This is a genomic window from Beijerinckia sp. L45 (assembly GCF_009765775.1).
Taxonomy (GTDB): domain Bacteria; phylum Pseudomonadota; class Alphaproteobacteria; order Rhizobiales; family Beijerinckiaceae; genus RH-AL1.
In genome coordinates this window covers 75,860-99,629 of record NZ_LMUU01000168.1, presented here as the reverse complement: position 1 = coordinate 99,629, position 23,770 = coordinate 75,860, and the positions used below count along the sequence as shown (strand labels likewise).

Below are 23,770 nucleotides of genomic sequence, written 5' to 3'. Positions count from 1 at the left end.
GGTGGGCGCAACGTCGAGACAGACTTTCGCGGCGAGACACGCTCCAACGCGACCCATGTCAGCACCACCGATCCTGATGCCAAGCTCTATCGCAAGGGCGCGGGTATGGAGGCGAAGCTGGCCTTTATCGGCCATGCGCTGATGGAGAACCGCTGCGGGCTGATCGTCGACGCCTGCCTGACGCAAGCCAGCGGCCATGCCGAGCGCGTTGCGGCCCTGGCGATGATCGAGCCCCACGCCGATCGTCCCGTCGCCGTGACGCTCGCTGCCGACAAGGGCTACGATGCGGCCGACTTTGTGAACGAGCTGAAGACGATGAACGTGCGGCCGCACGTGGCGCAAAACACGACGCGGCGTTCGGCGGTAGACAGGCGCACCACGCGCCATCCCGGCTACGCGGCGAGCCAGCGTGTCCGCAAGCGGATCGAGGAAGCCTTCGGCTGGATGAAAACCATCGGCGGTATGCGGCGGCCGATGCTACGCGGGACCAACCGCGTCGGCTGGGCCTTCACCTTCGCAGCCGCCGCCTACAACCTCATCTGCCTGCCGAAATTGCTGATGGAGACGGTCTGAGCGTGGTGCAAGCATGCCCACCAATGCCGTAACGAGCCGCACAAGCATCGCGAGCTACCCGAATAGATATCCACGACGTCGGCATTCCAATGCGACGTCGTACACGCCTTAAATTCAAGCCTTCTTCAACGGCCTGTTAGAGCGGTAAGCGACCTTTAACGCTCGCTGGCAGCACCGAACCCCTGCGTAAATCAAGAATTTTGCCCCACGCGTGGCTTCGCGGGGTGCCGCTGCCGCTGGTGCGGAAGTGGCTCGTCCATGCCAGCATGTCGTCGACCGTGATCTACACAAATATTGTTGGGCTCGAGGAGCGGGAGATTGCGGGGAGGATGTGGTAGACTCACACACTTAAAGGGTTTCGCGCGTCGAACAGGGAGAAAAGAATGTCAGCCGTTGACTGGACAACCGCAGCGGTAACAGGACTTTTGACGACGATTCTCAATCAAGGAGTTGGGTGGTTTCGAGACTGGTATCAACAAAAGAAATTAAAAGAAACACAGGCCGTCTATCTCGCGCTACAGCTCTGTGTCGTCTTAGACAACTTCGTAAACAGCTGCATTTATAGACATTGGCATGATAAAGAAGACTTAAAGGATGCCCGCCATCTTGATTACAAACTTCCTGTATTGAGCGCGTATCCCATTGATGCTTCGGATTGGAAGTCATTTTATCAAAGCGCTCCCAAACTTGCAGCGCACGTTATGGCATTCCCGAATGAAATAATGTCCGCAGAAAGCTCATGCCAGTTTCAAGGTATGCGGGAGGGGAACCCCTTTGCTTCTGCAGACGAAACGATCGTTGCAGGAATGAGGGCCTGGGAGTTAGCACAAGATATCCGAAAGCACTTCGGCTTAGAGGCGGTCATCCTTCCCCAACTTGATAGCCTTGCCAGCGAATATAAAACGCTCCAAGATCGAATTGACTTTAACAGAGCTTTTGCCCACTATGCCACGTTGCCTGAGACGTAATGGGCAAAAGCGGCATGTACGGTAGCTCAGCTCCGATGGTCGTAAGACAAGGCGCCAGGAAATACCTGACGACCTAGGAGCGGGCCGGGTTTAGATATTATCAGCCCAGAAGCTGGGCGAGTGCGCTGTTCTATAAATCAATATTTACGACCTAGTGGGATTAACTACACCAGTAATGCTGCGTCCGGAAAGATACTTTGTATTGTTGTCTCCGGTGTAGCTGCAAACGGTGGACGTGCCTTGAATCGTGAGTGTTAGCTGCCCGTTGGTCGCCGACCATGTACCAGACTTGTTTACATCGCCGTACATCATCTCTTTGGCGTACGATAAACTCCCGTCTGACGACATTACGAAGGTCGTGCTCTGATCGCCTTGCCAGGTGCCGACGAAGTTGTTCGCTGGATCGCTGCCACTGTCGCACCCAGCCAAGCCCATAGCGAAGAAGAATGCCAGGCAGCCTTTCTTTTGCATGGTTCTGTCGTCCTTGCTGACGAAAAACGGCGCCACGGTCACGGTGCCGGGCCCCCGTGACCGACCAGCACGATCGCTACGGCCCGATCGCCCTTGACGTGGATGCTGGTCAGGCAAAATTTCGGCTCGCCAGAGGTCATCGCCAGAAAGACGGCCTTGTGCCAGTCCGTGATGTAGGAAATCCCGCCGCTGCTGTTGGTGTTTGAAAACCGGCGGATCATGGTGGTTTTGCTGATGCGCTGCGTGGCTCCTTCCGCTCTCAATATTCGTTCGGGAGCAGGAAGGTCGTGACGCTGCGGTCCGCCTCGGTGATGATCCAATGCGTGTTGTCACCCTTTGCAGGGCTGGGCGGATCGAGCGGGTAAGATGACAGGATGCGGAGTCCAACCTTCACGGCTTCGTCGTTGGTGGCCCGGTCCTCGTTGCAGACACTCCCCCAGTCTCCGGTTATGTGGCGCTTCAAACAGATGATGCGCTGCTCGTGGCTGGTCGCCTCGATCGCGCTTGGGTCGCGACGATCTGGCCGAGTTTGAACAAGGCGACAGGCGCTTGATGGATGGTCATGGGCGTTCCCTTTTCTCATTGGTTTCAGGTTGCGTGATGCAACCCTTGCCTGCCGGCGAGGTCGGGGTGTGCAAGCCGTCCATAGGGAATCTGCCCGGTCTCGGTGCGGGCGCAGGGAGCGAAGCGACTGAGCCGCGGCCGGGCTGGTTGCCCTAGCGGCGCGCGGAAGGCCGGTCCCTAAGTCTTGGCCGCGTCCGCGGCCTGGATGATGATTGCGTGAGGGGTCGTTACCCGGAAGGCTGATACGCCTTCTTGGGTGGCTCGGGGCGCAACGCGCATAGAGCCCGGCCCATTGGAGGGACACGTCCATGACCCCTATCTAAAATCAGAGCACCCTAAGTCCTTGTGGGAAACTGCTGTTTGTCCTTGACTGGCTGGCCGTAGGGCATGGACCCTGAGTTATCAATTGAGCTGGCATGCTCCACGCCCGCCGCGGGGCAAGCAAATATGGACGAATTCGAAGAGCGATCCCTGTTCTTTAGCCGAAGGGCCGACAAAGCGATTGTGAGCAAGAGCTTCCCGGATGCAGCGGGGCAGCGTCTCCGGATCGTGTCGAAGGTCATTGACGGCCAGGAAGGTCTTAAGTTTGCTAAGGTCGAAGGTGAAGCCGTCCTCCGGGTCACAGCGTCAGGGCGCTATGCTGTAAAAGCAACGTTCTTCGAGGACGACCGTCATATTAAGACGCTTAGCATTCAGCGATTCAGCGCAAAAACAGGTCCTCTGGACCGTGAGAGTTTCACGTTAGTTGGAGGCGAGATCGACGACTTTTTGCATTTTGTTGCTGGTATCAAAACGATGCCGCTTGACGATACCGGAAAGATGCATCTCTCCGATGAGGCGCTTCGCCAGATTGTTCTCAACAAAACGCAAGCTGAGCGACTTTTTGCCGATCATCAAGGCCTCTTCCTGGAGATTGCGCAGCGGGAAAACCTTCAGCGGGATATCGTAGCTGTCGGCTACCGTCGCAAACAGCTGGAACGCTTTGAATCCTTGCTTACCGACAAGGCCGCTTTCGTGGCTGAGCAGGAAGCTCTGAGCACGGGGCCGGAAGGGGTATGGCAGGCCTTTTTCGAGTCCAACACCTGGATATTTGGCTACGGCCTCAGCTACCAGTTCCTGAGTGCCCTGGATCACAAGAAGCTGGAGCAAGTTGTCCGCGGCTTCGACATCACCGGCCCCGGGAAGAGGGCTGACGGGCTGCTGAAAACCCAGGGCGCGGTGAAATCCCTCTGCTTTGTCGAGATCAAGCGGCACAACACGCTACTCCTTGGCACACAGATCAAGGGCTATCGATCGGGTGCATGGCCTCCCTCGGCCGAGCTAGTGGGTGGTGTGGCGCAGGTTCAAGCTACGGTGCAGGACGCGATCGAGCGGATTGGGCGCATCCTGATGCCAACCGATCCCGATGGGGATCCGACCGGGGAGCTTCTGTTCAATGTCCGGCCCCAATCGTTCCTGATCGTTGGCAACCTGGCGCAGTTCGAAACCGAGGCGGGCCTCAACCAGGCCAAGGTGCGATCCTTTGAACTTTATCGAAGGAGCACAGACTGTCCGGTCATTCTGACATTCGACGAATTGCTCGCCCGGGCCAGGTTCATCATCGAGCAGGCCGAGGCCTGATCGATGAAATGGAGACGCCGAACGCTCGATGAGATTGCCGACATGATCTGCGGCAACGGCGAACGCATCCCGTTTGTCTATCGCAGCAGCAGTTTCCTCACGCGGTTTTTTTGGGACGCCGACACTGACTTTGCGCATGACGGATCGACACGCGCCGCCTGGGTCTCGGGTGTGCTGGAGCAGATCCTGAACGAGCCACACCAGGATGCGAAGACGCCGTCCGACACTTTCTGCCGGGTCATCCGTACGCTCATGGATCCGGGCGATGCGACCGAGAACGATCCAGAGCGCAAAGCCGCGCTCGCCAAGCTGAACACGGCGCTGCAGCGGGAAGGGTTTGAAGCCTTTTATGCGGACGACAAGCGCTGTTACCTCCGCCATATCGGAACGGGCACCATTGCTGCGCCGGCCGCCAATCCGCATCGGCCGCTTTCACGGGAGGAAGTGGAGCGCCGCGACTTGCTGACGGCCTGGCTCGACAAGGCATCCGAGGACGAGCTGATCGGCGACCTGCTGCTGCCCTTGTTCCGCCAGCTTGGTTTTCACCGGGTCACGGCGGCGGGGCACAAGGACAAGTCGCTCGAATACGGCAAGGACATCTGGATGCGGTACCAGCTGCCGACGCAGCAGTTCCTGTATTTCGGAATCCAGGCCAAGCGCGACAAGCTCGATGCGGCCGGCATGGGCAAACCCGGCAACACCAACATCGCGGAGATCCTGAACCAGGTCACGATGATGCTGGGGCATGAGATATTCGACCCTGAGACCAACAGGCGGGTGCTGGTGGATCACGCCTACATTGTGGCGGGCGGCGAGATCACGAAGGGCGCCCGGAACTGGCTCGGCGGCGAACTGGACCGGTCGAAACGCAGCCAGGTCATGTTCATGGACCGCGACGACCTCGTGAACCTGTTCGTCGTCACCAGCCTTGCGCTGCCGGCCGGGGCGCTGCCGCCTAAGCCGCCCGCGCCCCTAAAGACCTGGGACGACGACATCCCCTTCTAACGCGGCGGGCAAAGCGAGCACGATGCGCTCGGCCGGATAGACCTCATCGAAGCGGTCGTTTTCGCGGCACCATGCACTGGCGGCGGGCGAGAGCCCATTCGATCAGCGTGATCATGCTGGCGTGCCGAGATTCCACATGATGACGGCTTCGTGGTGGGCGATGCGGTTGCGCAGCGCGCGGATCGGGGTGAGCGGGCCAAAGAAGCTTTTGCGCGTGAGGCCCTTGCCGTCCGGCCTGCTTGCGATGCCGTGAAGCGTGGTCTGCCAGAGGCCTTCGTAATCGGCGCCGAACATGCTGGTCCAGAAGCTGAAGGTCAGCTCGGCCACGATCCGGCCTGGAATCGCCTCCCTGCCGCCGCGTGCGATGTCGGCAATGGCCTTGGCGAGCTGTTCGGGCTCGCGGTCGCCCAGGAGCATCCCTGGCGTCGTGGAACCAGCCTTCGTGCCGCGCTTGCGTCATCACGGCATGGATGCGATTGCGTAGGGCGATTTCGAGCATCTGCAGCGGGATGTAGAGGGATTCCGAGATGCGCGTATTGAGAGTGTAGAGCGTGATGGCGCGGTCCGATCGCCTGGTGCCCAGGCAAGATAACGGCCGAAGCGCTCAAGTGACAATGCCTCTCCAGACTGTCGTGTGTCTCTGAAACCGCGCGACACGATAGACGCGCGGGTCGTAGCGCAGCCTAACCTCCTACCCCTTAATATTAGAAGCAGCTGGCTTCGCGGGTGCGACGTCGCCTTTTGATTTTTTTATTACTGCAACCTTCGCACCAGCACATGTGTCGAGCTCGCCCGCACGAACTGCCTCGCGCAGGATCGACAGCTTGCCAGGCAGCTCTTCCATCGCACCAATCTCGACAGCCCGCTTGCCGGGCGCGATCTCCAGGATTTTGGCGCCGTGCCTCAGCGCAAGGTAGGTCGTGCCGGCATCGTCCTTCCACCACCACCGCCGAAGACGTACTGGAACCTCGCGACGCTCCTTGCCTCCCGTTTCGGTCTTGATCCACCGCTGACGATTGCGCCGAAAGTCGGCACCGGCAGCTTCTGCCTTTGCCATCTCAATCTGGAGATCCAGACCATTGATGAGGCGGCGGCGAAAACGCCCGATCGGCGTCGTGTCGCGCTTCGGGGTCGCGCTTGCGAGGGTGAGCTGGTCTAACATAGCCATGGGAATCCTTCCTTTCGAAGTGATAGCTCGACCATATTCTGGCTACGCTTGTTTTCCAGGAAAATCTTGGTAAAACAAGCTCTTAGCTAACAACGCTACGCGGGGCGCCTAATTGGGGCAGCCGCTTTGGTTTGGAAGGGGCGTCTATCAGCCTATGTGGTCACCATGTGGTCACCATGAAGAACGGGCCGCCGGGCCCTCTAGACCACCACTGAAAATTCTTTTTAAATTTCAATAAGTTAGCTGGTACCACCACCCCGGCTCGAACGGGGGACCTCTTGATCCACAATCAAGCGCTCTAACCAACTGAGCTATGGCGGCATCGCGAACCGGCGCGACCCTAAGGGGATCGGGTCCCGATTGCAAGATGCGACCAGGCCGATCCGGGGATCCCGCGGCTGAGCGCATTCCGATAGACCGGCCGGCTCGCCAGCGCAAGCGATTGTGGCCGGGTCCGTCGCATCGCGACGCAAACCGCCCGGAATTAAGCATAATCGGAACGTCCTGTGGGGATCTGGGATTCGCTCGATGGACGAATCCGGCGGCGATTGTTAGGACTTCTTTAAGGCTACCCGTGGCGGCGGACGTGGTCCTAGCGCGATCTCTTTGCAGGAATATGCAGCCGCGATGGATGATACTTGGTTCGATCCGGACGTCACGGGACAGGACCTGCAGAGCTTTCTGCAGGCCTTGTCACTCAACGACAAGCAGCGGACGCCGCTGCTTGCGGTCGCCAGTGACGAGGCGGGGACGCCGCGGCTGGTCCTCGCCAGCCGGGCGCTGTTCGGGCTGTTCGGCGTCGCCAGCGCGGACGCCCTGTCCGGTCGGCTGCTGCGCGGCAACGACCCCGGCGCCAAGCGGCTCGCCACCCTGTTCCAGACGCTGTCGCTGGAGAGCGCGCCCCGGCTCGAGCGGCTGCGCTTCTTCGTCGGCCCGGGCAACGAGATCATCACCTTCCTCTGCCGCCGCATGCTGCTGCGCGGCCGCCCCGTCTTCATCGCCGCGGCGCTCAACGTGCGGACCGGGTTGATTCCCGACGCCCCGCCAGCGGCGCGGCCGGAGACGGCAGAGGCCGTCGCCGTCGTGCCGCAAGAGCCCGAGGCTGCGGCCACAATGGCGGCGCTGCCCGAGGCCACTGCGGCCGAGACGCCCGCGGCGCCGGCCCGTGACGCCGCTGCGCTCCAGGCGGAACTGCGCCAGCGCTGGCCGGCGGGGCGGCTGCGCTTTCTCTGGCAGACCGATGCGGATTCCATCTGCACCCTGATCACGCCGCCGCTGGCCGAGGTCGTCGGGCCCGGCACTGCGGATCTCGTCGGGCGCAATCTCCTCGCCCTTGCGCCGCAGCTCGACCCCAGCGGCCGCTTCGCCGAGCGCCTCGCCGGGCGGGAGACGTGGAGCGGCCTCGACCTGGAATGGCCGCTCGCCGATGCCGCGGCGACCGTCGCGGTAGTCGCGGGCGCCATCCCCGCTTTCGGGCCAGACAAGGCGTTCGACGGTTTTCGCGGGTTCGGGGTGATCCATCTCGATCGTCTCAAGGATTCCGCGCCGCTGGCCTGGGCGATGCCGGAGCCGGTCGCCCGTGCCGCCAATGTCGTGCCATTCCCGGGAGCGAAGGCGCTGTCGAGCGACGATCAGGTTACTTTCAGAGAACTCGGCGAAGCCCTGCGCAAGGAGGTGCCCGTCGAGGCGCCGGCCGCAGCGGGTGCGGATGCAGCACACGTCGACTCCGCCCAGGTCGCGGCCCTGGAGCCCCAGGCCTTCGCCGCGCTGCCGGCCGAAGCCGTCACGGTGGAGGCGCCGACGGAAGCCGTCATGGTCCCGCCCAGCGAGCCCGAGGTACCGGCCGAGACGGTAAGCGACCCTGAAGCGCCGGTCGCCGGGCATGAATCCGACGCCCTCCTCACTCGGCACGAGGCCACGCCGAGCGACCCTGCGCCGGTCGCCGACAGCGCGTTCCCGAGCGAAGCGGCGCCGGCCGAGGCTGCGCTGCCGGCAGTGAAAAAGCCGACGCGCGCCGACGACGTCGGCCGCAACGGCCTGGCCGTGCTCGACAAGCTGGCGCTCGGCCTGCTCGTCAGCCGCAACAATGTGCCGATCTTCGCCAACCGCCATCTCCTCGACATGCTCGGCTTCGCCGACGAGGACGCGCTGCATGAGGCGGGCGGCATGACGCACCTGTTCGGCGGCCTGCCCGGCAACGTCACAGGCAGCGAGTCGGTCGGTATCCGCGGCCAGGACGGCGCGATCCTGGCCGCCAATGCGCGGATGCAGGTGATCGACTGGGACGGCCTGCCGGCGACGCTGCTGACGCTGCGCCAGAACGCCGAAGACCCGGTCCCGCCGGTAGAGAAATCCGAGCGCGAGCCTGACACCAAGCGTCAGGACGGCGAGCTGCGCCAGCTGCGCGCGATTCTGGAGACGGCGACCGACGGCGTCGCTGTGCTCGACGCCGACTGCAACGTGCTCTCGTTGAACCGCTCGGGCGAAGCCCTGTTCGGCGTCGATCGCAGCGCCGTCATCGGCAAGCCGTTCCTCACCCTGTTCGCGCCGCATAACCAGAGCCTCGCCTCGGACTATTTCGAGGGGCTGAAATCGAGCGCGACCAAAAGCCTGCTGAACGACGGGCGCGAGTTTCTGGTCAAGGCGCATCAGGGCGGGACCATCCCGATCTTCATGACGATGGGCCGGCTTGGCCCTTCAGGCTCGGAAACGGCGGGCGAAGAAGCACGGTTCTGCGCCCTGTTCCGCGATCTCACGCACTGGAAGAAGGCCGAGCAGGACCTCGACAGCGCCCGGCGCGACGCCGAGCGGGCCAGCGCGCTGAAGACGGATTTTCTGGCCAAGGTCAGCCATGAGATCCGCACACCACTTAACGCCATCATCGGCTTCGCCGAAGTCATCATGGACGAGCGGTTCGGGCCGGTCGGCAACGAGCGCTACAAGGACTATCTGCGCGACATTCACAGTTCCGGCACGCATGTGATGAGCCTCGTCAACGACCTGCTCGATCTCTCCAAGATCGAAGCCGGCAAGATGGAGCTGCAGGCTGTCCCCATCGACACCAACAAGATCATCGGCGAATGCGTCAGCCTGATGCAGCCGCAGGCAAGCCGGGAGCGTGTGATCATGCGCCAGTCGCTCGCCGCGGGCCTGCCGCGCATCATGGCCGACGAGCGCTCGGTACGGCAGATCGTGCTCAACCTGTTGTCGAACGCCGTCAAATTCAACGATCCCGGCGGCCAGGTCATCGTCGCCACCGCGTTGACGGAGGCCGGCCAGGTGGTGATCCGCATCCGCGACACCGGCCCGGGAATGTCGGACAGCGACATCGAGATGGCGCTTGAGCCGTTCCGCCAGCTCTCCAACGCGCGGCCGATGACAGGCGGAACGGGCCTCGGGTTGCCGCTGACCAAGGCACTGGTCGAGGCGAACCAGGCTTCGTTCACCATCCGCAGCAAGGTCGACCAGGGGACGCTGGTCGAGGTGGCGTTCCCTGCAGCGCAGGTGCTGGCTGGCTGAAGGGCGTTCCGGAAAGCGGAACGCTTGGTCTCGCGCGTTGTTTTGGACGATATGTTCAACACGGAGACGCTGCGATGGACGAGAAGGTGAAATCCAAGGAGGCCGACCCGGCGCGTCAGCATCCAGACAAGGACCTCGAAAAAGGGCTCGAGGACACGTTTCCCGCGAGTGACCCGCCGGCCTCGACGCAGCCCGGTAGCGGGCGCGACGATCCTGACAAGAAAAACTGAGCGGCTTACACCGTGTCTGCAGGGCCCGCGAAAGCGGGCCTTTTTTCGGATTCGCACCGCCCGGCCGCCGTTTCGGCGAATGATTCTCCCGCGGTATCAAGCCTTTGCCCTGTGGATTAACCGCCTAAGCCCACGGCCCTGAACCGCGCAAACCATCGCTTGCATATGCCCGTTGGTCCTCGTGATTTCGGCATGGAGGATATGAGGACGAATGGTTCGGCAGCAAAGTATATTAGATGGAAAATCCTGTTTCGATCCGGCCGAAGCCGCGAGTTTGAAGGCGGCGTATGACGATGCCCTGGGGAAGCTTTTGACGCATCATGCCGCACTTGGCGCCAGCGAAGCGCTCGCAAGGCACATCGTCCAACTGGGCAAGCTCCGCGCGATCCTCGGCGAGACGATCAGCGGTCACAGCGACGCACAGCTGCTGTCGTTTCTCGCGCGCCAAGCTCTGAAATGAGCGGCCCCAGAATTTGCTCGAAGCGCGCAATGTCGATCGTAAAATCCGAATTCTGATTGGGCGCGGCCGTGGTGGCTTTGCCGTGCAGCGACACATAGGCGCCGGCCTTGTGGTCCATCAGATCCCAGAAGAAGTCGTCCTGCATGGCCTCTGTGGTCAGGGCGAAAAGGGTGACGCCGCGGGGCGCGAACACGATGTTCGAAAGGTTGGCGCCATAGTTGCCGACAACGATTTCGGCATCGCGGAATGTGGCGACCTGCGCCGAGAACGCCATCGTCTCGGGATAGACGACCGTGAACCCGTAGCGCTCGACAATGGCGATGACGGCCGCTTCGTTGATCAGCCGGCGCATCCCGCCTCTTTTGCGTGAAACGTAGATCCGCCTGGGCGCCGTGACCTCGGGCCGCGCAATTCGCGCGGCCATGATTTCCAGGAACGTCGCAACGCCGGGCGACTTGACCCAAGGGTGCGTGGTGATCGGCAGGGGGTAGACGAGCATATCGACGTGCACCGGCGTATAGCCAATGCTGACGATCTGCTCGGGCCGAAGCCCAAGGGCGACCAGGGAATCGATGTAAATCTGCTGCATCGCGCCGTGCCGGTCGGCGACGACGAATTTGCAGGCGGAGAGATCGAAATGCGCCGCCGCCGCCGCAAGGCGTGGCAGGCACTCGATCAGCCAATGTCCGTAGTTGGCGTCGAAGGTCTGTTTCATCATGACGTGCGGGCACGCCGACAGGCGCTTCTGGATCGTCAGCGGGAGCGCTTTCATCTGGAGCGGCGCGTCTGGCGCGGCCCGTACGAACACGCCGAAGGCGCTCCATTCCTGGGAATTGAGCAGACTTTCTCCGATGACCCGGCCGTCGGCGGTGAGAACGACTCCGCTCGCCGAAATCGTAGCATCGGTGAACAGGGCGAGTCCGCCCGCCGGCGGCGTCTCGGGCGAAGCTGCAAAGCGTGCGGCCTGGGCCCTCGCGAGCACGGGCGTCACATTGAAGATGCGTGGCGGCCTGCGTTCATAGGAGAGGGCCGGTGCCGGCTTGATGAAAGCGGTCGCCACGCTGGACGAGGGCACGATGCGAACGCCCCGCAACCGCAGGCTCCAGTCCGTCAGGACGAAGACGAGCGGACCGCATTTGATCTTGCGCCAGCGCAGAATGGATCCGGTGGGCGCGCGCCGCGCCGCGTCATCGCTCTCATCGAAGCCGGTCGGTTGAAACACCTGGCGGCAATGAGAGCGCCAAAGCGACTCCAACCTAGCTAGGCCACGTAGCTTCGCGAAGAGCCGGCGCCGCGCCGTTTCTGCGAAACCGTCGAGACCCAGCTTCGGCTCGCGCCGGCTTTGGATTTGATGAGGCCATACGGCCTCTTTCACGTTCCGCATGGCACCTCGCTTGTGGGACAAGCTCCCACATCACGAGTTTGTTATGTGGGAATTTTACCCACGTCGAGATTCTTTGGACGCCTGCGTCGGCGGCGGCAGGCTTTGGGAGGCCGAAACGGCCCGTTAACCTTAACGAGGCTTTTATTGTGGATGACCGCCTTCATTCGCGCTGGCGGCGGTCCGGCCCGTCAGCGCGCGTTGATTCCCATGAAAGCCCATGCTATCCCAAATCATCCCGTCTCGGGCCTCAATCGACCAGGTTTCAGCCGCACCTTCGTGCGGAAAAACCTTGCGATCCGACGGCTCGACGGCCTGGGACGTGTGGCGTGGATCGTTTCGTTTCGCATTTTCAAAATCGCCTCGACGCCAAAGGCCGGGTTTCGATTCCGGCCTCGTTTCGAGCGGTGCTAGTGCGCGACGGCTTCGAGGGGCTCTATGTGCATCCCTCCCTCGATGCGGATGCGGTGGACTGCGGTGGCAATGCGCTGCTGCGCGACATCGACGCTCTCTTGGAACGCCACTCGCCCTATTCCGTGGAGCGGGATCTGTTTTCGACCGCGCTTCTGGGCACGAGCGAAATCTTGAAGGTCGATCCGGAGGGCCGGGTCGTATTGACCGAGACGATCCGGGCCTATGCGGGACTCACCTCCGAGGTGACGTTTGTCGGCCAGGGTCACAAGTTTCAGATCTGGGAGCCGAACCGTTTCCGCCTGCATCTCGAAGAGGCCACGCTTCGATTGCGCGACTTGCGGAAACAAATCAGCGCCAGACACGCGGCGGACACGCCCCCGCGTCCTTCTGGAGCACGGGAATGACGGGCGGCGGCGGCCAGGATCCCAGGGATCACGGCGCTGCTGGCGGACCAGCCCGACACGTTCCCGTGCTCCGAGAAGCGGTTTTGGCCGCGCTCGGCATGAAGGCCGACGGCCTCTATCTCGACGGCACCTTTGGGGCCGGCGGTTATACCCGTGCCTTGCTCGCGACGCCCGGCACCCGCGTCCTCGCGCTTGATCGCGATCCCACCGCCATCGCTGCGGGGCAGGCGCTCGTGGCGGAAGCCGCGGGACGGCTGGTGCTCGTCGAAGACCGCTTCTCCAATCTCGATGCCGTCGCGCAGAATTGCGGGCTGCAGGACTTCGACGGCGTGGCGCTGGATATCGGCGTGTCGTCGATGCAGCTCGATCAGGCCGAGCGTGGTTTTTCGTTCCGCAACGACGGCCCGCTCGACATGCGCATGGGCAGCAGCGGGCCGAGCGCCGCGGACATCATCAATACCGCGTCCCTCGAAGCGATCGCCGACATTCTCTTCTACTACGGCGAGGAGCGCGCCTCGCGGCGCATCGCCCGCGCCATCGTCAACGACCGCGCGATCACGCCCTACACGACGACGCGGCCGCTGGCCGAAATGATCGCCCGGGTGATCCCGGGCAAGCCCAATGAGATCCATCCGGCGACGCGCACGTTTCAGGCGCTGCGCATCGCCGTGAACGACGAACTCGGCGAGCTTGTGCGCGCGCTGGCCGCCGCCGAGCGGGTGCTGAAGCCGGGCGGCTGCCTCGCGGTGGTGACCTTCCATTCGCTGGAAGACCGCATCGTCAAACAGTTTTTTGCCAAACGCTCCGGCAAGGGCGAGGCGCCGGGCCGGCGTCTGCCGGGCGAGCCACCGGCGACGCCGGTCAGCTTCACACTGCCGCGCGGCCAGCCGGTGGTGGCCGACAGTGCCGAAACGGCGGCCAACCCCCGCGCACGCAGCGCCAAGCTGCGCTACGGCATCCGCACCGAAAACCCCGCGCTGGCGATCAGCCCGGACCTTTTGAAGCTCGCGATGCTGCCGCCGGTTGCGGCGCCCAAGGGACATTGAGATGGTTCGCATCCTCAACATCATCGCCATCGCCGCGCTCATCGGTTCGGCGATCTACGCCTATTCGATCAAGTACAAGACGATCCTTCACGCGGAAACGATCGCGCAGTTGAAAAGCGACATCAAGAACGAACAGGACAAGATCGGCACGCTGCGCGCCGACTGGGCGCACCTGACGCGGCCGGAGCGCGTGCAGGCGCTGTCGGAATCGCTGCTCGATCTGCAGCCGCTGGCGCTCACCCAGATCGTCAAGGCCGACGCGTTGCCGGACAAGGCGCCGAAGGTCGACTCGATTGGTCGCAAACTTGAAGATCTCGGCCTGCTGCTGCCGACGAATACCCCGAGCGACGCCTCGAGCGGCGGCGCGACCCCCTCCTCGTCCCCGCGAGCAAAGCGATGAACGCCCCGTTCCCGCCGCCCGAAGGCCGTCTGATCGACGCACCCGTGCGCAAGCGCGGCCGCATCATGCGGACGATCAAGAACCTGTTCGCGACGCGGCTCGACAAGAGCAGCGGCCGCATTCGCATCGTCGCGCTGATGTTCGCGCTGCTGTTCGCCGTGCTCGTCGCCAAACTGCTGTACTTCGGGATGAAGCCGGAGGTGCCGAACACGGTACGCAGCGCCGCCTCCGACGCCGTCGCCGCGGCACGCCCCGACATTCTCGACCGCAACGGCGAGGTTTTGGCGACCGACATCAAGGTGACGAGCATCTTCGCCGAGCCGCGGCGCATCATCGACAAGGACGAGGCGGTCGAGCTGATCACCGCCACTTTGCCCGACGTCGACGCCAAGGAGCTGCGCGTCAAGCTCGGCTCGCATAAGGGCTTCGTCTGGGTGAAGCGCGCGGTGACGCCGAAGGAGCAGCAGGAGATCTTCCATCTCGGGCTGCCCGGCATCGGCTTCCTGCCGGAAAACAAGCGCGTCTATCCTAACGGGCCGATCGCCGCGCATGTGCTGGGCTTCGCCAATCTCGACGGCATCGGCATCTCGGGCCTCGAGAAATACATCGACGGCCAGGGCCTCAGCGATCTTCACGGCGCCGGGTTCAAGCTGGCGGCGGAGGATCTGAAGCCGATCGTCACCTCGCTGGATCTCCGCGCCACCTACGCCGTGCGCGACGAACTGGCGAAGGGCGTGGAAAAGTTCAAGGCCAAGGCCGGCGCCGCGGCAATCCTCGACGTCAACACCGGCGAAATCATCGCGATGGCCTCGCTGCCGGATTTCGACCCCAACAATCCCGCCGATGCGCTTGATCCCAACCATATCAACCGGCTGTCCGTCGGCGTCTATGAAATGGGTTCGACGTTCAAGGCGATTTCCATCGCGATGGCGCTGGAGGCCAACAAGGTCAATCTGCGCTCCAGCCTCGACGCCCGCGAAAGCCTGCGCTACGGCCGCTTCACCATCCACGATTTCCACGCCGAACATCGTATGCTCACCGTGCCGGAGGTGTTCATACACTCGTCCAACATCGGCACCGCGCGCATGGCGATGCTCGTCGGCGTCGAGGGCCACCAGGCGTTCCTGCGCAAGATGGGGCAGCTGACGCGGCTGCGCACCGAACTGCCGGAAAGCGCGGAACCGCTGGTGCCAAAGCACTGGAGCGAGCTCAACACCATCACCATCGCCTTCGGCCAGGGCCTCAACGTCGCGCCGCTGCAGGCGCTGATGGCGGTCGGCGGTCTCGTCAACGGCGGCCAGCTGATCACCCCGACCTTCCTCAAGCGGGACGAAGCCGAGGCGCGCAAGAACGCGCCGCGGGTGATCCGCCCCGAAGTTTCGGAATCGCTGCGCTACCTCATGCGCATCAACGCCGAAGTCGGCTCGGCCGGCAATGCCAACATTCCCGGCTACTTCATCGGCGGCAAGACCGGCACCGCGGACAAGATCGTCCACGGTCACTACGATCATGACAAGGTGTTCACGACCTTCATGGCGCTGCTGCCGGCGGACAAGCCGAAGTACCTCATGCTGGTGCTGATGGACGAGCCGCAGGCGATCCCGGGCACATACGGCTACCACACGGCCGCCTGGAACTCGGGCGTCGTGACGGGCAAGATCATCGAACGCGTCGCGCCGCTGCTCGGCCTGCCGCCCAAACTCGAGCTGCCGGTCCTGCCCTTCCCGCTGCTGGCGCAGATGGGCTATGGTTTTGCCAATACCCCGCAGCACTCGAAGGGCCAAATCCACTGACACGGCTGGCGACGCTCCTGCCCGAGGCGGCCTGTCCAGGGGCCCTCGGCGTCATCGAAGTCTGCGGGCTTGCCGCCGACAGCCGCGCCATCGAGCCCGGCTGGGTGTTTTTCGCCGTGCCCGGCGCCAAGGCCGATGGCTCGACCTTCATCGACCAGGCGATCGCCAAGGGTGCGGTGGCGATCGTGTCGGAGCGCCAGCCGGCGACACCGGTGGGCAGCGGCACCGCCTTCATTCTGGTGGACGATGTCCGCCATGCCCTCGCCCGCGCGGCGGCTACGTTCTATCCCAGTCAGCCAGAAACCATCGTCGCGATCACCGGAACCAGCGGCAAGACCTCGGTCGCCGCGTTCTGCCGGCAGATCTGGACGCAGCTCGGCGCGCAGGCCGCGTCGCTCGGCACGCTTGGGATCGTTGCCCCCGACGGCGCCGTCTACGGCTCGCTGACGACGCCCGATCCGGTGGCGCTTCAGAAAAGCCTCGACGACCTGGCCCGCAACGGCGTGACCCATCTGGCACTGGAAGCCTCCTCGCACGGCATCGAGCAAAAGCGTCTCGACGGCGTCAAACTGAGCGCCGGCGCCTTCACCAACCTGTCGCGCGATCACCTCGACTATCACGGGACGATCGAGGCCTATCTCAAGGCCAAGCTTCGGCTGTTCGAGACGCTGCTGGCGCGGGGCCAGCCCGCTGTGATCAATGCCGACAGCGATGCGGCTGCGGACGTGATCGCCGCTTGCAAAACGCGCGGGCTCGACATCATCTCGGTGGGACGCGCCGGCCGACGCCTGCGGCTCGTCGACGTTCGCCCCGACGATCTTGCGGTGGCCCTGACCCTTGAGGTCGAGGGACGCCCGATGCGGACGCGGCTGCCGCTCGCCGGCGAATTCCAGATCTCCAACGCTCTGATCGCGGCCGGCCTGTGCATCGCCACCGGCGGCGCGCCGGACGCCGTGCTCGCAGCCCTCGAAACGCTGGAAGGCGCACCGGGGCGGCTGCAGCTGGTGGGCCGCCGCGGCAGTGCCCCGGTATTCGTCGATTACGCCCACAAGCCTGACGCGCTGGACAAGGTGCTGAGCACGCTGCGGCCTTTGACGACCGGGCGACTTGTCGCCGTGTTCGGCTGCGGCGGCGATCGCGACCAGGGCAAGCGCCCGATCATGGGCGAGATCGCGGCACGCCTCGCTGATCGCGTCATCGTCACCGACGACAATCCGCGCTCGGAAGAGCCGCGCGCGATCCGCGCCGCCATTCTCGCGGGAACCCGGAATGGCCACGCCGAAATCGTCGAAATCGGCGACCGCGCTATCGCCATCGACACCGCCGTAGCGAGCCTCGCGACGGGCGATGTCCTAATCATCGCCGGCAAGGGCCACGAAACCGGCCAGATCATCGGCGACAGGGTGCTGCCCTTCTCCGACCTTGACGCGGCGCTTGGCGCTTTGCAGAACCACCCCGCATGAACGCTGTCGCAATACCGCTTTGGAGCGGCCTCGCCCTCGTCGCGCCGCTCAATGCGCGCGTCAGCGGACCCGTGCCTGCCGTGGTCACGGGTATTTCGATCGATTCCCGAACCCTGGAATCGGGCGACCTCTACTTCGCCATCACCGGCGACCATTCCAACGGCCATGACTATGTCGCCGCAGCCTTTGCGGCCGGCGCCGCTGCCGCCGTGGTCGACGAGGCCCATGCCGAAGCGCTGAAATCGCTAGGCGCGCTCTATGTCGTCCACGACGTGCTGGCGAGCCTCGTCGCGCTGGGCGAGGCCGCTCGTGGCCGCACCGCGGCGCAGGTCGTCGCCGTCACGGGATCGGTGGGCAAAACCTCGACCAAGGAAGCGCTGCGCCTGGCGCTGACCCCGAGCGGGATGGTGCATGCCTCGGTAGCGTCCTACAACAATCATTGGGGCGTGCCGCTGACGCTCTCCCGCATGCCAAAGGTGACGCGTTTCGCCATCGCCGAGATCGGGATGAACCACCCCGGCGAAATCACGCCCCTGACCGCGATGGTCCGCCCGGACGTCGCAATCGTCACCACGGTGGCGCCGGTGCATCTTGAATTCTTCGACTCGGTGGAAGCCATCGCCGACGCCAAGGCCGAGATCTTTTCCGGACTCGAGCCCGGCGGCACCGCCATCATCAACCGTGACAGCGCCTATTTCGAGCAGCTCGAGGTTGTAGCCCGGCAGTCGCCAGCCGGCACGATCCTGAGCTTTGGCGCGCATCCCGGCGCCGACGCCCGGCTGATCGATTTCACCCCGGCGCCGACCTATTCCATGGTGACCGCGGCGGTCGCGGGCCATCCCGTCACCTTTCGCCTCGGGGCCCCGGGTCGCCATCTCGCCGAAAACGCGCTGGCCGTCCTGCTGGCCGTGCACGCGCTCGGCGCCGACGTCGACGCCGCGGCGACTGCACTCGCCTTCTTCCAGGCGCAGCAGGGCCGCGGCCAGCGGGTCAGCGTCAAGACGCCGGACGGGCCCTTCACCCTGATCGACGAAAGCTACAACGCCAACCCGGCTTCGATGCAGGCGGCGCTGGCGCTGGGCGGCAGTTTGAATCCCAGCGGCAAAGGCCGGCGCATCGCGGTGCTCGGCGACATGCTGGAACTCGGGCACCGCTCACCCTCGCTCCACGCGGCGCTGGCCGAAGACATCACGGACAACAAGTTCGATCTCGTCTTCGCCGCCGGCCCGATGATGAAATCGCTTGCCGATGCGCTGTCGACGCGCATCCCCGTGGAATGGCGTCCGCGCGCCGCAGACCTCGAACCAGCCGTGCTCGATGCGGTTCACGCCGGCGACGTCGTCGTCGTCAAAGGCTCCAACGGCAGCCGCATGAGCCCCATCGTCGGTGCTCTGAAGGCCCGCCACGCCGCCCCCGCGCCGGCTTAAAGGACCCCCCAATGCTTGCATGGCTCGCGGAACTCTCGCCCCATTTCGGGCCGCTGAATTTGTTCCGCTACATCACGTTCCGTACCGGTGGCGCGGTCTTCACCGCGCTGTTCTTCGTGTTCTTCTTCGGGCCGCGCATCATCGCCGCGCTGCGCCTGAAGCAGGGCAAGGGTCAGCCGATCCGCCTCGACGGCCCCGCCTCGCATCTGCTGACCAAAAAAGGCACGCCGACGATGGGCGGGCTGATGATTTTGTCCGGCCTCATCGTCTCGACCCTGCTGTGGGCGAACCTGCGCAACCACTACGTCTGGATCGTGCTGCTTGTGATGACCGGCTTCGGCATGATCGGTTTTTATGACGACTACCTGAAGGTGACCCGGCAGACGCATGCCGGTTTCTCTGGCCGGCTGCGGTTGGCGCTGGAAGCCTGCATCGCGCTCCTCGCCTGCTTTCTGATGACGCATTTCGGCACCGCGCATACCACCAGCATCTCGTTCCCTGCGGTGAACGGCTACATCGCCGACCTCGGCCTGTTCTTCGTGGTGTTCGGCGCTTTCGTCATCGTGGCGGCCGGCAATGCCGTGAACCTGACCGACGGGCTCGACGGCCTCGCCATCGTCCCCGTCATGATCGCCGCTGGCACCTTCGGGATCATCTCCTACCTCGCCGGCAACGCGATCTTTTCGACCTACCTCGGCATCAATTTCGTCATCGGCGCCGGCGAATTGGCGGTGGTCTGCGGCGCCCTGATCGGAGCCGGCCTCGGCTTCCTCTGGTTCAATGCGCCGCCCGCGCAGATCTTTATGGGCGACACCGGCTCGCTGGCGCTCGGCGGGTTGCTCGGCACCATCGCGGTCGCCGCCAAGCACGAGATGGTGCTGGTGATCGTCGGCGGATTGTTCGTGCTGGAGGCGGTCTCGGTGATCGTCCAGGTCGCGTCGTTCAAGCTGACCGGCAAGCGGGTGTTCAAGATGGCGCCGATCCACCATCATTTCGAGCAGCTCGGCTGGTCCGAGTCGCAAGTGGTGGTGCGTTTTTGGATCATCGCCTTCGTGCTGGCCCTGATCGGGCTGTCGACGTTGAAGCTGCGGTGATGGGGGCCGGGCTCTTCCCTTCTCCCGCTTGCGGGAGAAGGTGCCGCCGCGTAGCGGGGGCGGATGAGGGCGCCGCGGGCCGCCCCAAACGCCCTCATCCGACCTTTGCTCACGCAAAGGCCACCTTCTCCCGCAAGCGGGAGAAGGAGATTCGCCCATGACCCCGCTGACCGCCTTCGCCGGCCAACACGTGGCTCTGTTCGGGCTCGGCAGCTCCGGCCTCATCGCTGCCGACGCGTTGATGCAGGGCGGCGCGACCGTCGCGGCTTGGGACGACAAGGACGCGTCCCGCGCCAAGGCCGCAGCTGCCGGCGTGCCGCTCGTCGACCTGCATGACGCGGATTGGTCCGCCTTCGACGCCTTCGTCCTCGCGCCCGGCGTGCCGCTCACCCATCCGACGCCCCACTGGACGGTGCTGAAAGCCCAGGCGGCCGGCGTCGCGATCATCGGCGACATCGAGCTGTTCTGCCGGCAACGGGCGCTGCTCGCGCCAAAAAGCCGCTTCATCGCGATCACCGGGACCAACGGCAAGTCCACCACGACCGCGCTGACTGCGCATCTGTTCAAGAGCTTCGGCTATACCGTCGGGATGGGCGGCAACATCGGGACGCCGATCCTGCAACTGCCGCCGCCCTCGGAAACCCAGGTGCATGTGGTGGAATGCTCGTCATTCCAGATCGATCTGGCACCGAGCCTCAACCCGTCGGCCGGCGTGCTGCTCAACCTGACGCCGGACCACCTCGACCGCCACGGCACGATGGCAAACTACGCCGCGATCAAGGAGCGCCTCGTCGCCGGTTCGGACATTGCGATCGTCGGCATCGACGATGCCGACAGCGCGGCGATTGCGGCGCGTCTAAAGGCAACTGGCAAGAGCGTCGAAACGCTGTCCGTCGCCGGCCACGTTGTCGAAAACGGCATTACGCTCGACGGCACCAGATTGCTGCGCCATCGCGCCGGCGTGATGTCCGTGATCGCCGACCTCGCCGGCATCGCCTCGCTGCGCGGCGCCCACAACGGCCAGAACGCCGCTGCGGCCGTCGCCGCTTTGGGCGCGGACGCGGACGACCTGGAGCGGCTGCAGACCGCGCTAAAAAGTTTTCCCGGCCTGGCGCATCGGATGGAGCAGATCGGCAAGCTCGGCCGGGTGCTGTTCATCAACGATTCCAAGGCGACCAACGCCGACGCGGCGGAGAAGGCGTTGCTGTCATTCCCGCGCGTGCATTGGATCATCGGCGGCAAAGCCAAGGAGGGCGGCATCGAGCCGCTGCGGCCTTTGTTCGGCCGGGTCGCCAAGGCCTATCTCATCGGCGACGCCACCGAGACCTTTGCCGCAACTTTGGGGACGAATGTGCCGTTCGAGCGCTGCGGCACGCTGGACGTCGCGACCGAACGCGCCACCCGCGATGCCGCCCGCACCGGACGCGACGAAGTCGTGCTGCTGTCGCCGGCCTGCGCCTCCTACGACCAGTTCAGCGATTTCGAAAAGCGCGGCGATCGGTTTCGGACGCTGGTGCAGGGCATGACGATGGCGGCGCAATAGGTCTGGGATTTGTTTAGTCCGACCGCCGCCTCAGCATCTTGAATGCATACTCTATCAGATAATCCCCCGTAAGACGCCCGATCACGAGAGAGCTTTTACCCGACCAACATCCGAAAAATTCGGGTGTCCACGGCAAGTCCACATGGCTGTCGAGGTCGAAGCGGGTCGCAACCGGCAGACCCATTCGATTTAAGTCAGACACGCTCTGAACAATCACGTCCAGCCCGCTCCTCTTTGTGATTTTTAAATGCTTGTCCCGAACACTACGGTGCACGCGATGTGGCCATCTTCGCTTTGCAACACTCGTGTCACGAGGCAAGGGCGCAGACGAAGCTCGGCTTTGGGTTTTGTTTCGGGATAATAGCAAGTGACGAGATCGTAGGCTTTCGGCGGAGTCTTAATCCAAGCGTGGCTTGATGCTGTCGACATCCCCGTCAATGACCTTCCACGTTTTATTGGAAAGAAATTCGCCAGCTTTTTTCCGAAGCAATGCAACCGCTTCGACAGTTACGTCATCATCGTAGGTCACGGTTTCGACAACGCAAGCGTCATTCCGCAGCTTATCTGCGCGCTCGACATGATCTGGCTTTTTTGAAGCGCTCATCGCCGTCTTTCCGCTGCTCTTTGCCGAAGCACTCCCGACCAGCACGCGGTCGTGTATCGCGACTTGGCCGTGCCCGACATCGATCGAAACAGGCTTTTCGTATACACGATATGGCTGTCGCATGCGACTTTGAAATCAGTGCTGGTCACATCTCGAGCATCGGCGCCGCACGGTAGTCGACAAGGCTCCCGGTCGATCGAGACCTCCCTTCGGAAACGTCCTCTGCCCAGACGCTAAGGCGTGGTTAACGCTTTCCTTCCATAATGCGCGTGATGCCGGAGGTTTGCCCCGGCCTTGAGGGATTCCGCATGGTATCGCGCGCGCAACGCACGGCCGTCGCCGACTGGTGGTGGACGGTGGACCGCTGGCTGCTCGCCTCTCTGGCGGCGCTGATCGTGGCCGGCCTCGTGCTGACCATGGCGGCGAGCCCGCCGGTGGCCGAGCGCATCGGCCTGCCGACCTTTCACTTCGTCAACCGCCAGGCGATGGCGATGATCCCGGCCATCGCGGTGCTGATCGGCGTCTCCTTCCTGACCCCGCGCCAGGTGCGCCGCGCCGCGGTGATCCTGTTCGTCGTCGCGATGGCCCTGATCGTCTTCGCGCTGCTGTTCGGCCACGAGGTCAAGGGCTCGAAGCGCTGGATCCTCGGCATCCAGCCGTCCGAGTTCCTGAAACCCGCCTTCGTGATCCTCGTCGCCTGGGCCTTCTCCGAAGGCGGCAAGCGGCCCGACGTGCCGGGCACGCTGATCGCCATCCTGCTTCTACCGTTGACTGCCATCCCGCTGATCCTGCAACCGGATTTCGGCCAGACCATGCTGATTTCGCTGGTCTGGGCGGCGCTGTTCTTCATGGCCGGCCTGCACTGGTTCTGGGTCTTCGGCATCGGCGGCTTCGGCGTCAGCGGCGTGCTGGTGGCTTACAAATTCGTGCCGCACGTGCGCGCCCGCATCCTCAAATTCATCGATCCCGGCAGCGGAAACGGGGTCACCGACACGTTTCAGGTCGACACGGCGCTGGAAACCATCATATCAGGCCGCTGGTTCGGCAAAGGGCCGGGCGAGGGCACCATCAAGCGCATCCTCCCCGACGCCCACACCGACTTCATTTTCGCCGTCACCGGAGAGGAATTCGGCATCGTCACCTGTATCGCCCTCTGCAGCCTGTTCGGCTTCATCGTCATCCGCGGCCTGCTCAAGGCCGCACGGAACGAAGATCCGTTCTGCTGCTTTGCCGGGGCCGGCCTCGTGATGCTGTTCGGCATCCAGGCCGCCATCAACATGGCGGTCAACCTTCACCTGATGCCCGCGAAAGGCATGACCCTGCCCTTCATCTCCTACGGCGGCTCGTCGCTGATTTCGCTCTCCATCGGCATGGGCTTTTTGCTCGCCGTCACCCGCAAGCGCCCGCGCTCCGAAGTGCTCTACGAGAACGAGCGCCCGGCCGACCGCGCCGTGCCGATCGCCCTCGGCCAGGCGGCATGACACAGCGGCCCGTGTTGATCGCCGCCGGGGGAACCGGCGGCCATCTGTTTCCCGCGCAGGCGTTGAGCGAAGTGCTCACCGCGCGCGGCATCGCCGTGGAACTGATCACCGACGACCGCGCGATCCGCTATGGCGCGACATT

General features: G+C 63.8%; 24 protein-coding genes and 1 tRNA gene. 17 read left to right on the top strand and 8 right to left on the bottom strand.

Going from position 1 to position 23,770, the window contains the following annotated elements; all coding sequences use genetic code 11:
* Both GSQ79_RS29675 and GSQ79_RS18585 read left to right on the top strand, forming a co-directional pair.
* The coding region (locus GSQ79_RS29675) for a transposase (RefSeq protein ID WP_246725427.1) at positions 1 to 573 on the top strand (573 nt) is incomplete at its 5' end.
* Between the two features lie 383 nt (positions 574 to 956).
* Positions 957 to 1,541: a hypothetical protein gene (locus GSQ79_RS18585; RefSeq protein ID WP_158810159.1), complete on the top strand. Its 585-nt coding sequence runs from the start codon at positions 957 to 959 to the stop codon at positions 1,539 to 1,541.
* Between the two features lie 144 nt (positions 1,542 to 1,685).
* Here GSQ79_RS18585 and GSQ79_RS18580 read toward each other — a convergent pair whose 3' ends face one another.
* The 3 genes from GSQ79_RS18580 to GSQ79_RS30105 are packed head-to-tail and all read right to left on the bottom strand — an operon-like array spanning position 1,686 to position 2,406.
* Positions 1,686 to 2,012 carry a hypothetical protein gene (locus GSQ79_RS18580; RefSeq protein WP_210253131.1) on the bottom strand — a complete coding sequence of 109 codons (327 nt, stop codon included), beginning with the start codon at positions 2,010 to 2,012 and terminating at the stop codon, positions 1,686 to 1,688.
* A gap of 38 nt (positions 2,013 to 2,050) precedes the next feature.
* On the bottom strand, positions 2,051 to 2,275 hold the full coding sequence (locus GSQ79_RS18575; RefSeq protein ID WP_158810157.1) for a hypothetical protein: 225 nt from the start codon (positions 2,273 to 2,275) through the stop codon (positions 2,051 to 2,053).
* Complete coding sequence (locus GSQ79_RS30105; protein WP_256379039.1) at positions 2,272 to 2,406, bottom strand: hypothetical protein; 135 nt, start codon at positions 2,404 to 2,406, stop codon at positions 2,272 to 2,274. Before GSQ79_RS30105 ends, GSQ79_RS18575 begins: the two co-directional genes overlap by 4 nt.
* Positions 2,407 to 3,023: 617 nt before the next feature.
* Here GSQ79_RS30105 and GSQ79_RS18565 point away from each other — a divergent pair.
* Both GSQ79_RS18565 and GSQ79_RS18560 read left to right on the top strand, forming a co-directional pair.
* A complete protein-coding gene (locus tag GSQ79_RS18565; RefSeq protein WP_158810156.1) occupies positions 3,024 to 4,196 on the top strand; it encodes a Shedu immune nuclease family protein in 1,173 nt (390 codons plus the stop codon).
* A 42-nt stretch (positions 4,197 to 4,238) separates the two neighbouring features.
* Entirely contained in the window at positions 4,239 to 5,201 is a 963-nt protein-coding gene (locus GSQ79_RS18560) for a hypothetical protein (RefSeq protein ID WP_246725426.1), read from the top strand.
* A 111-nt stretch (positions 5,202 to 5,312) separates the two neighbouring features.
* Here GSQ79_RS18560 and GSQ79_RS29050 read toward each other — a convergent pair whose 3' ends face one another.
* The 3 genes from GSQ79_RS29050 to GSQ79_RS18545 all read right to left on the bottom strand — a co-directional run bounded on the left by GSQ79_RS29050 (position 5,313) and on the right by GSQ79_RS18545 (position 6,690).
* On the bottom strand, positions 5,313 to 5,618 hold the full coding sequence (locus tag GSQ79_RS29050; protein ID WP_210253130.1) for a hypothetical protein: 306 nt from the start codon (positions 5,616 to 5,618) through the stop codon (positions 5,313 to 5,315).
* 274 nt (positions 5,619 to 5,892) lie between these two features.
* The gene (locus tag GSQ79_RS18550; protein WP_158810154.1) at positions 5,893 to 6,369 is read right to left on the bottom strand and encodes a DUF6641 family protein; all 477 of its coding nucleotides are present in this window, start codon (positions 6,367 to 6,369) and stop codon (positions 5,893 to 5,895) included.
* A gap of 244 nt (positions 6,370 to 6,613) precedes the next feature.
* Positions 6,614 to 6,690, bottom strand: a tRNA-His gene (locus tag GSQ79_RS18545).
* A gap of 306 nt (positions 6,691 to 6,996) precedes the next feature.
* Here GSQ79_RS18545 and GSQ79_RS18540 point away from each other — a divergent pair.
* A complete protein-coding gene (locus tag GSQ79_RS18540) occupies positions 6,997 to 9,888 on the top strand; it encodes a PAS domain-containing sensor histidine kinase (protein WP_158810153.1) in 2,892 nt (963 codons plus the stop codon).
* Positions 9,889 to 9,962: 74 nt separating this feature from the next.
* Entirely contained in the window at positions 9,963 to 10,118 is a 156-nt protein-coding gene (locus GSQ79_RS28835) for a hypothetical protein (protein WP_174243242.1), read from the top strand.
* Between the two features lie 401 nt (positions 10,119 to 10,519).
* On the opposite strand, the gene GSQ79_RS18535 is transcribed toward GSQ79_RS28835, so the two are convergent.
* The gene (locus tag GSQ79_RS18535; RefSeq protein ID WP_158810152.1) at positions 10,520 to 11,800 is read right to left on the bottom strand and encodes a DUF563 domain-containing protein; all 1,281 of its coding nucleotides are present in this window, start codon (positions 11,798 to 11,800) and stop codon (positions 10,520 to 10,522) included.
* 312 nt (positions 11,801 to 12,112) lie between these two features.
* Here GSQ79_RS18535 and GSQ79_RS28830 point away from each other — a divergent pair, with 312 nt between their 5' ends.
* From GSQ79_RS28830 to murD, 9 genes are all read left to right on the top strand, one after another.
* Complete coding sequence (locus GSQ79_RS28830; RefSeq protein ID WP_174243240.1) at positions 12,113 to 12,373, top strand: hypothetical protein; 261 nt, start codon at positions 12,113 to 12,115, stop codon at positions 12,371 to 12,373.
* Complete coding sequence (locus GSQ79_RS18530; protein WP_158810151.1) at positions 12,289 to 12,777, top strand: division/cell wall cluster transcriptional repressor MraZ; 489 nt, start codon at positions 12,289 to 12,291, stop codon at positions 12,775 to 12,777. The genes GSQ79_RS28830 and GSQ79_RS18530 overlap by 85 nt, the downstream gene beginning before the upstream one ends.
* Positions 12,774 to 13,823, top strand: a complete 1,050-nt coding sequence (gene rsmH, locus GSQ79_RS18525) for a 16S rRNA (cytosine(1402)-N(4))-methyltransferase RsmH (RefSeq protein WP_158810150.1) — start codon at positions 12,774 to 12,776, stop codon at positions 13,821 to 13,823. Before GSQ79_RS18530 ends, rsmH begins: the two co-directional genes overlap by 4 nt.
* Before the next feature lies 1 nt (position 13,824).
* A complete protein-coding gene (locus GSQ79_RS18520) occupies positions 13,825 to 14,223 on the top strand; it encodes a hypothetical protein (protein ID WP_158810149.1) in 399 nt (132 codons plus the stop codon).
* Positions 14,224 to 14,288: 65 nt separating this feature from the next.
* Positions 14,289 to 16,016, top strand: a complete 1,728-nt coding sequence (locus GSQ79_RS18515) for a penicillin-binding protein 2 (RefSeq protein ID WP_246725434.1) — start codon at positions 14,289 to 14,291, stop codon at positions 16,014 to 16,016.
* 5 nt (positions 16,017 to 16,021) lie between these two features.
* Positions 16,022 to 17,479 carry a UDP-N-acetylmuramoyl-L-alanyl-D-glutamate--2,6-diaminopimelate ligase gene (locus GSQ79_RS18510; RefSeq protein ID WP_158810195.1) on the top strand — a complete coding sequence of 486 codons (1,458 nt, stop codon included), beginning with the start codon at positions 16,022 to 16,024 and terminating at the stop codon, positions 17,477 to 17,479.
* Positions 17,476 to 18,906 (top strand): UDP-N-acetylmuramoylalanyl-D-glutamyl-2,6-diaminopimelate--D-alanyl-D-alanine ligase, encoded by a 1,431-nt coding sequence (locus GSQ79_RS18505; RefSeq protein WP_158810147.1) that lies wholly within the window; start codon positions 17,476 to 17,478, stop codon positions 18,904 to 18,906. Before GSQ79_RS18510 ends, GSQ79_RS18505 begins: the two co-directional genes overlap by 4 nt.
* Positions 18,907 to 18,917: 11 nt before the next feature.
* Positions 18,918 to 20,000 carry a phospho-N-acetylmuramoyl-pentapeptide-transferase gene (gene mraY / locus GSQ79_RS18500; RefSeq protein WP_158810146.1) on the top strand — a complete coding sequence of 361 codons (1,083 nt, stop codon included), beginning with the start codon at positions 18,918 to 18,920 and terminating at the stop codon, positions 19,998 to 20,000.
* A gap of 157 nt (positions 20,001 to 20,157) precedes the next feature.
* Positions 20,158 to 21,543: a UDP-N-acetylmuramoyl-L-alanine--D-glutamate ligase gene (murD, locus tag GSQ79_RS18495; protein ID WP_158810145.1), complete on the top strand. Its 1,386-nt coding sequence runs from the start codon at positions 20,158 to 20,160 to the stop codon at positions 21,541 to 21,543.
* A 397-nt stretch (positions 21,544 to 21,940) separates the two neighbouring features.
* Here murD and GSQ79_RS29045 read toward each other — a convergent pair whose 3' ends face one another.
* Positions 21,941 to 22,270, bottom strand: a complete 330-nt coding sequence (locus tag GSQ79_RS29045) for a hypothetical protein (RefSeq protein ID WP_210253129.1) — start codon at positions 22,268 to 22,270, stop codon at positions 21,941 to 21,943.
* 185 nt (positions 22,271 to 22,455) lie between these two features.
* On the opposite strand from GSQ79_RS29045, the gene GSQ79_RS18485 reads away from it, so the two are divergent.
* Both GSQ79_RS18485 and GSQ79_RS18480 read left to right on the top strand, forming a co-directional pair.
* Positions 22,456 to 23,628 (top strand): FtsW/RodA/SpoVE family cell cycle protein, encoded by a 1,173-nt coding sequence (locus GSQ79_RS18485; RefSeq protein ID WP_158810143.1) that lies wholly within the window; start codon positions 22,456 to 22,458, stop codon positions 23,626 to 23,628.
* Positions 23,625 to 23,770, top strand: a 146-nt coding sequence (locus tag GSQ79_RS18480) for a glycosyltransferase (RefSeq protein ID WP_174243241.1), incomplete at its 3' end; no start/stop codon positions are given. The genes GSQ79_RS18485 and GSQ79_RS18480, both read left to right, overlap by 4 nt.

Bases quoted from the DNA above. Each gene is read 5' to 3' on its own strand.
- GSQ79_RS18585 (WP_158810159.1), top strand. From the start codon at position 957: ATGTCAGCCGTTGACTGGACAACCGCAGCGGTAACAGGACTTTTGACG.
- GSQ79_RS18580 (WP_210253131.1), bottom strand. From the start codon at position 2,012: ATGCAAAAGAAAGGCTGCCTGGCATTCTTCTTCGCTATGGGCTTGGCT.
- GSQ79_RS18565 (WP_158810156.1), top strand. From the start codon at position 3,024: ATGGACGAATTCGAAGAGCGATCCCTGTTCTTTAGCCGAAGGGCCGAC.
- GSQ79_RS18560 (WP_246725426.1), top strand. From the start codon at position 4,239: ATGATCTGCGGCAACGGCGAACGCATCCCGTTTGTCTATCGCAGCAGC.
- GSQ79_RS29050 (WP_210253130.1), bottom strand. From the start codon at position 5,618: ATGCTCCTGGGCGACCGCGAGCCCGAACAGCTCGCCAAGGCCATTGCC.
- GSQ79_RS18550 (WP_158810154.1), bottom strand. From the start codon at position 6,369: ATGGCTATGTTAGACCAGCTCACCCTCGCAAGCGCGACCCCGAAGCGC.
- GSQ79_RS18540 (WP_158810153.1), top strand. From the start codon at position 6,997: ATGGATGATACTTGGTTCGATCCGGACGTCACGGGACAGGACCTGCAG.
- GSQ79_RS28835 (WP_174243242.1), top strand. From the start codon at position 9,963: ATGGACGAGAAGGTGAAATCCAAGGAGGCCGACCCGGCGCGTCAGCAT.
- GSQ79_RS28830 (WP_174243240.1), top strand. From the start codon at position 12,113: ATGACCGCCTTCATTCGCGCTGGCGGCGGTCCGGCCCGTCAGCGCGCG.
- rsmH (WP_158810150.1), top strand. From the start codon at position 12,774: ATGACGGGCGGCGGCGGCCAGGATCCCAGGGATCACGGCGCTGCTGGC.
- GSQ79_RS18520 (WP_158810149.1), top strand. From the start codon at position 13,825: ATGGTTCGCATCCTCAACATCATCGCCATCGCCGCGCTCATCGGTTCG.
- GSQ79_RS18515 (WP_246725434.1), top strand. From the start codon at position 14,289: ATGCGGACGATCAAGAACCTGTTCGCGACGCGGCTCGACAAGAGCAGC.
- GSQ79_RS18505 (WP_158810147.1), top strand. From the start codon at position 17,476: ATGAACGCTGTCGCAATACCGCTTTGGAGCGGCCTCGCCCTCGTCGCG.
- mraY (WP_158810146.1), top strand. From the start codon at position 18,918: ATGCTTGCATGGCTCGCGGAACTCTCGCCCCATTTCGGGCCGCTGAAT.
- murD (WP_158810145.1), top strand. From the start codon at position 20,158: ATGACCCCGCTGACCGCCTTCGCCGGCCAACACGTGGCTCTGTTCGGG.
- GSQ79_RS29045 (WP_210253129.1), bottom strand. From the start codon at position 22,270: ATGCGACAGCCATATCGTGTATACGAAAAGCCTGTTTCGATCGATGTC.
- GSQ79_RS18485 (WP_158810143.1), top strand. From the start codon at position 22,456: ATGGTATCGCGCGCGCAACGCACGGCCGTCGCCGACTGGTGGTGGACG.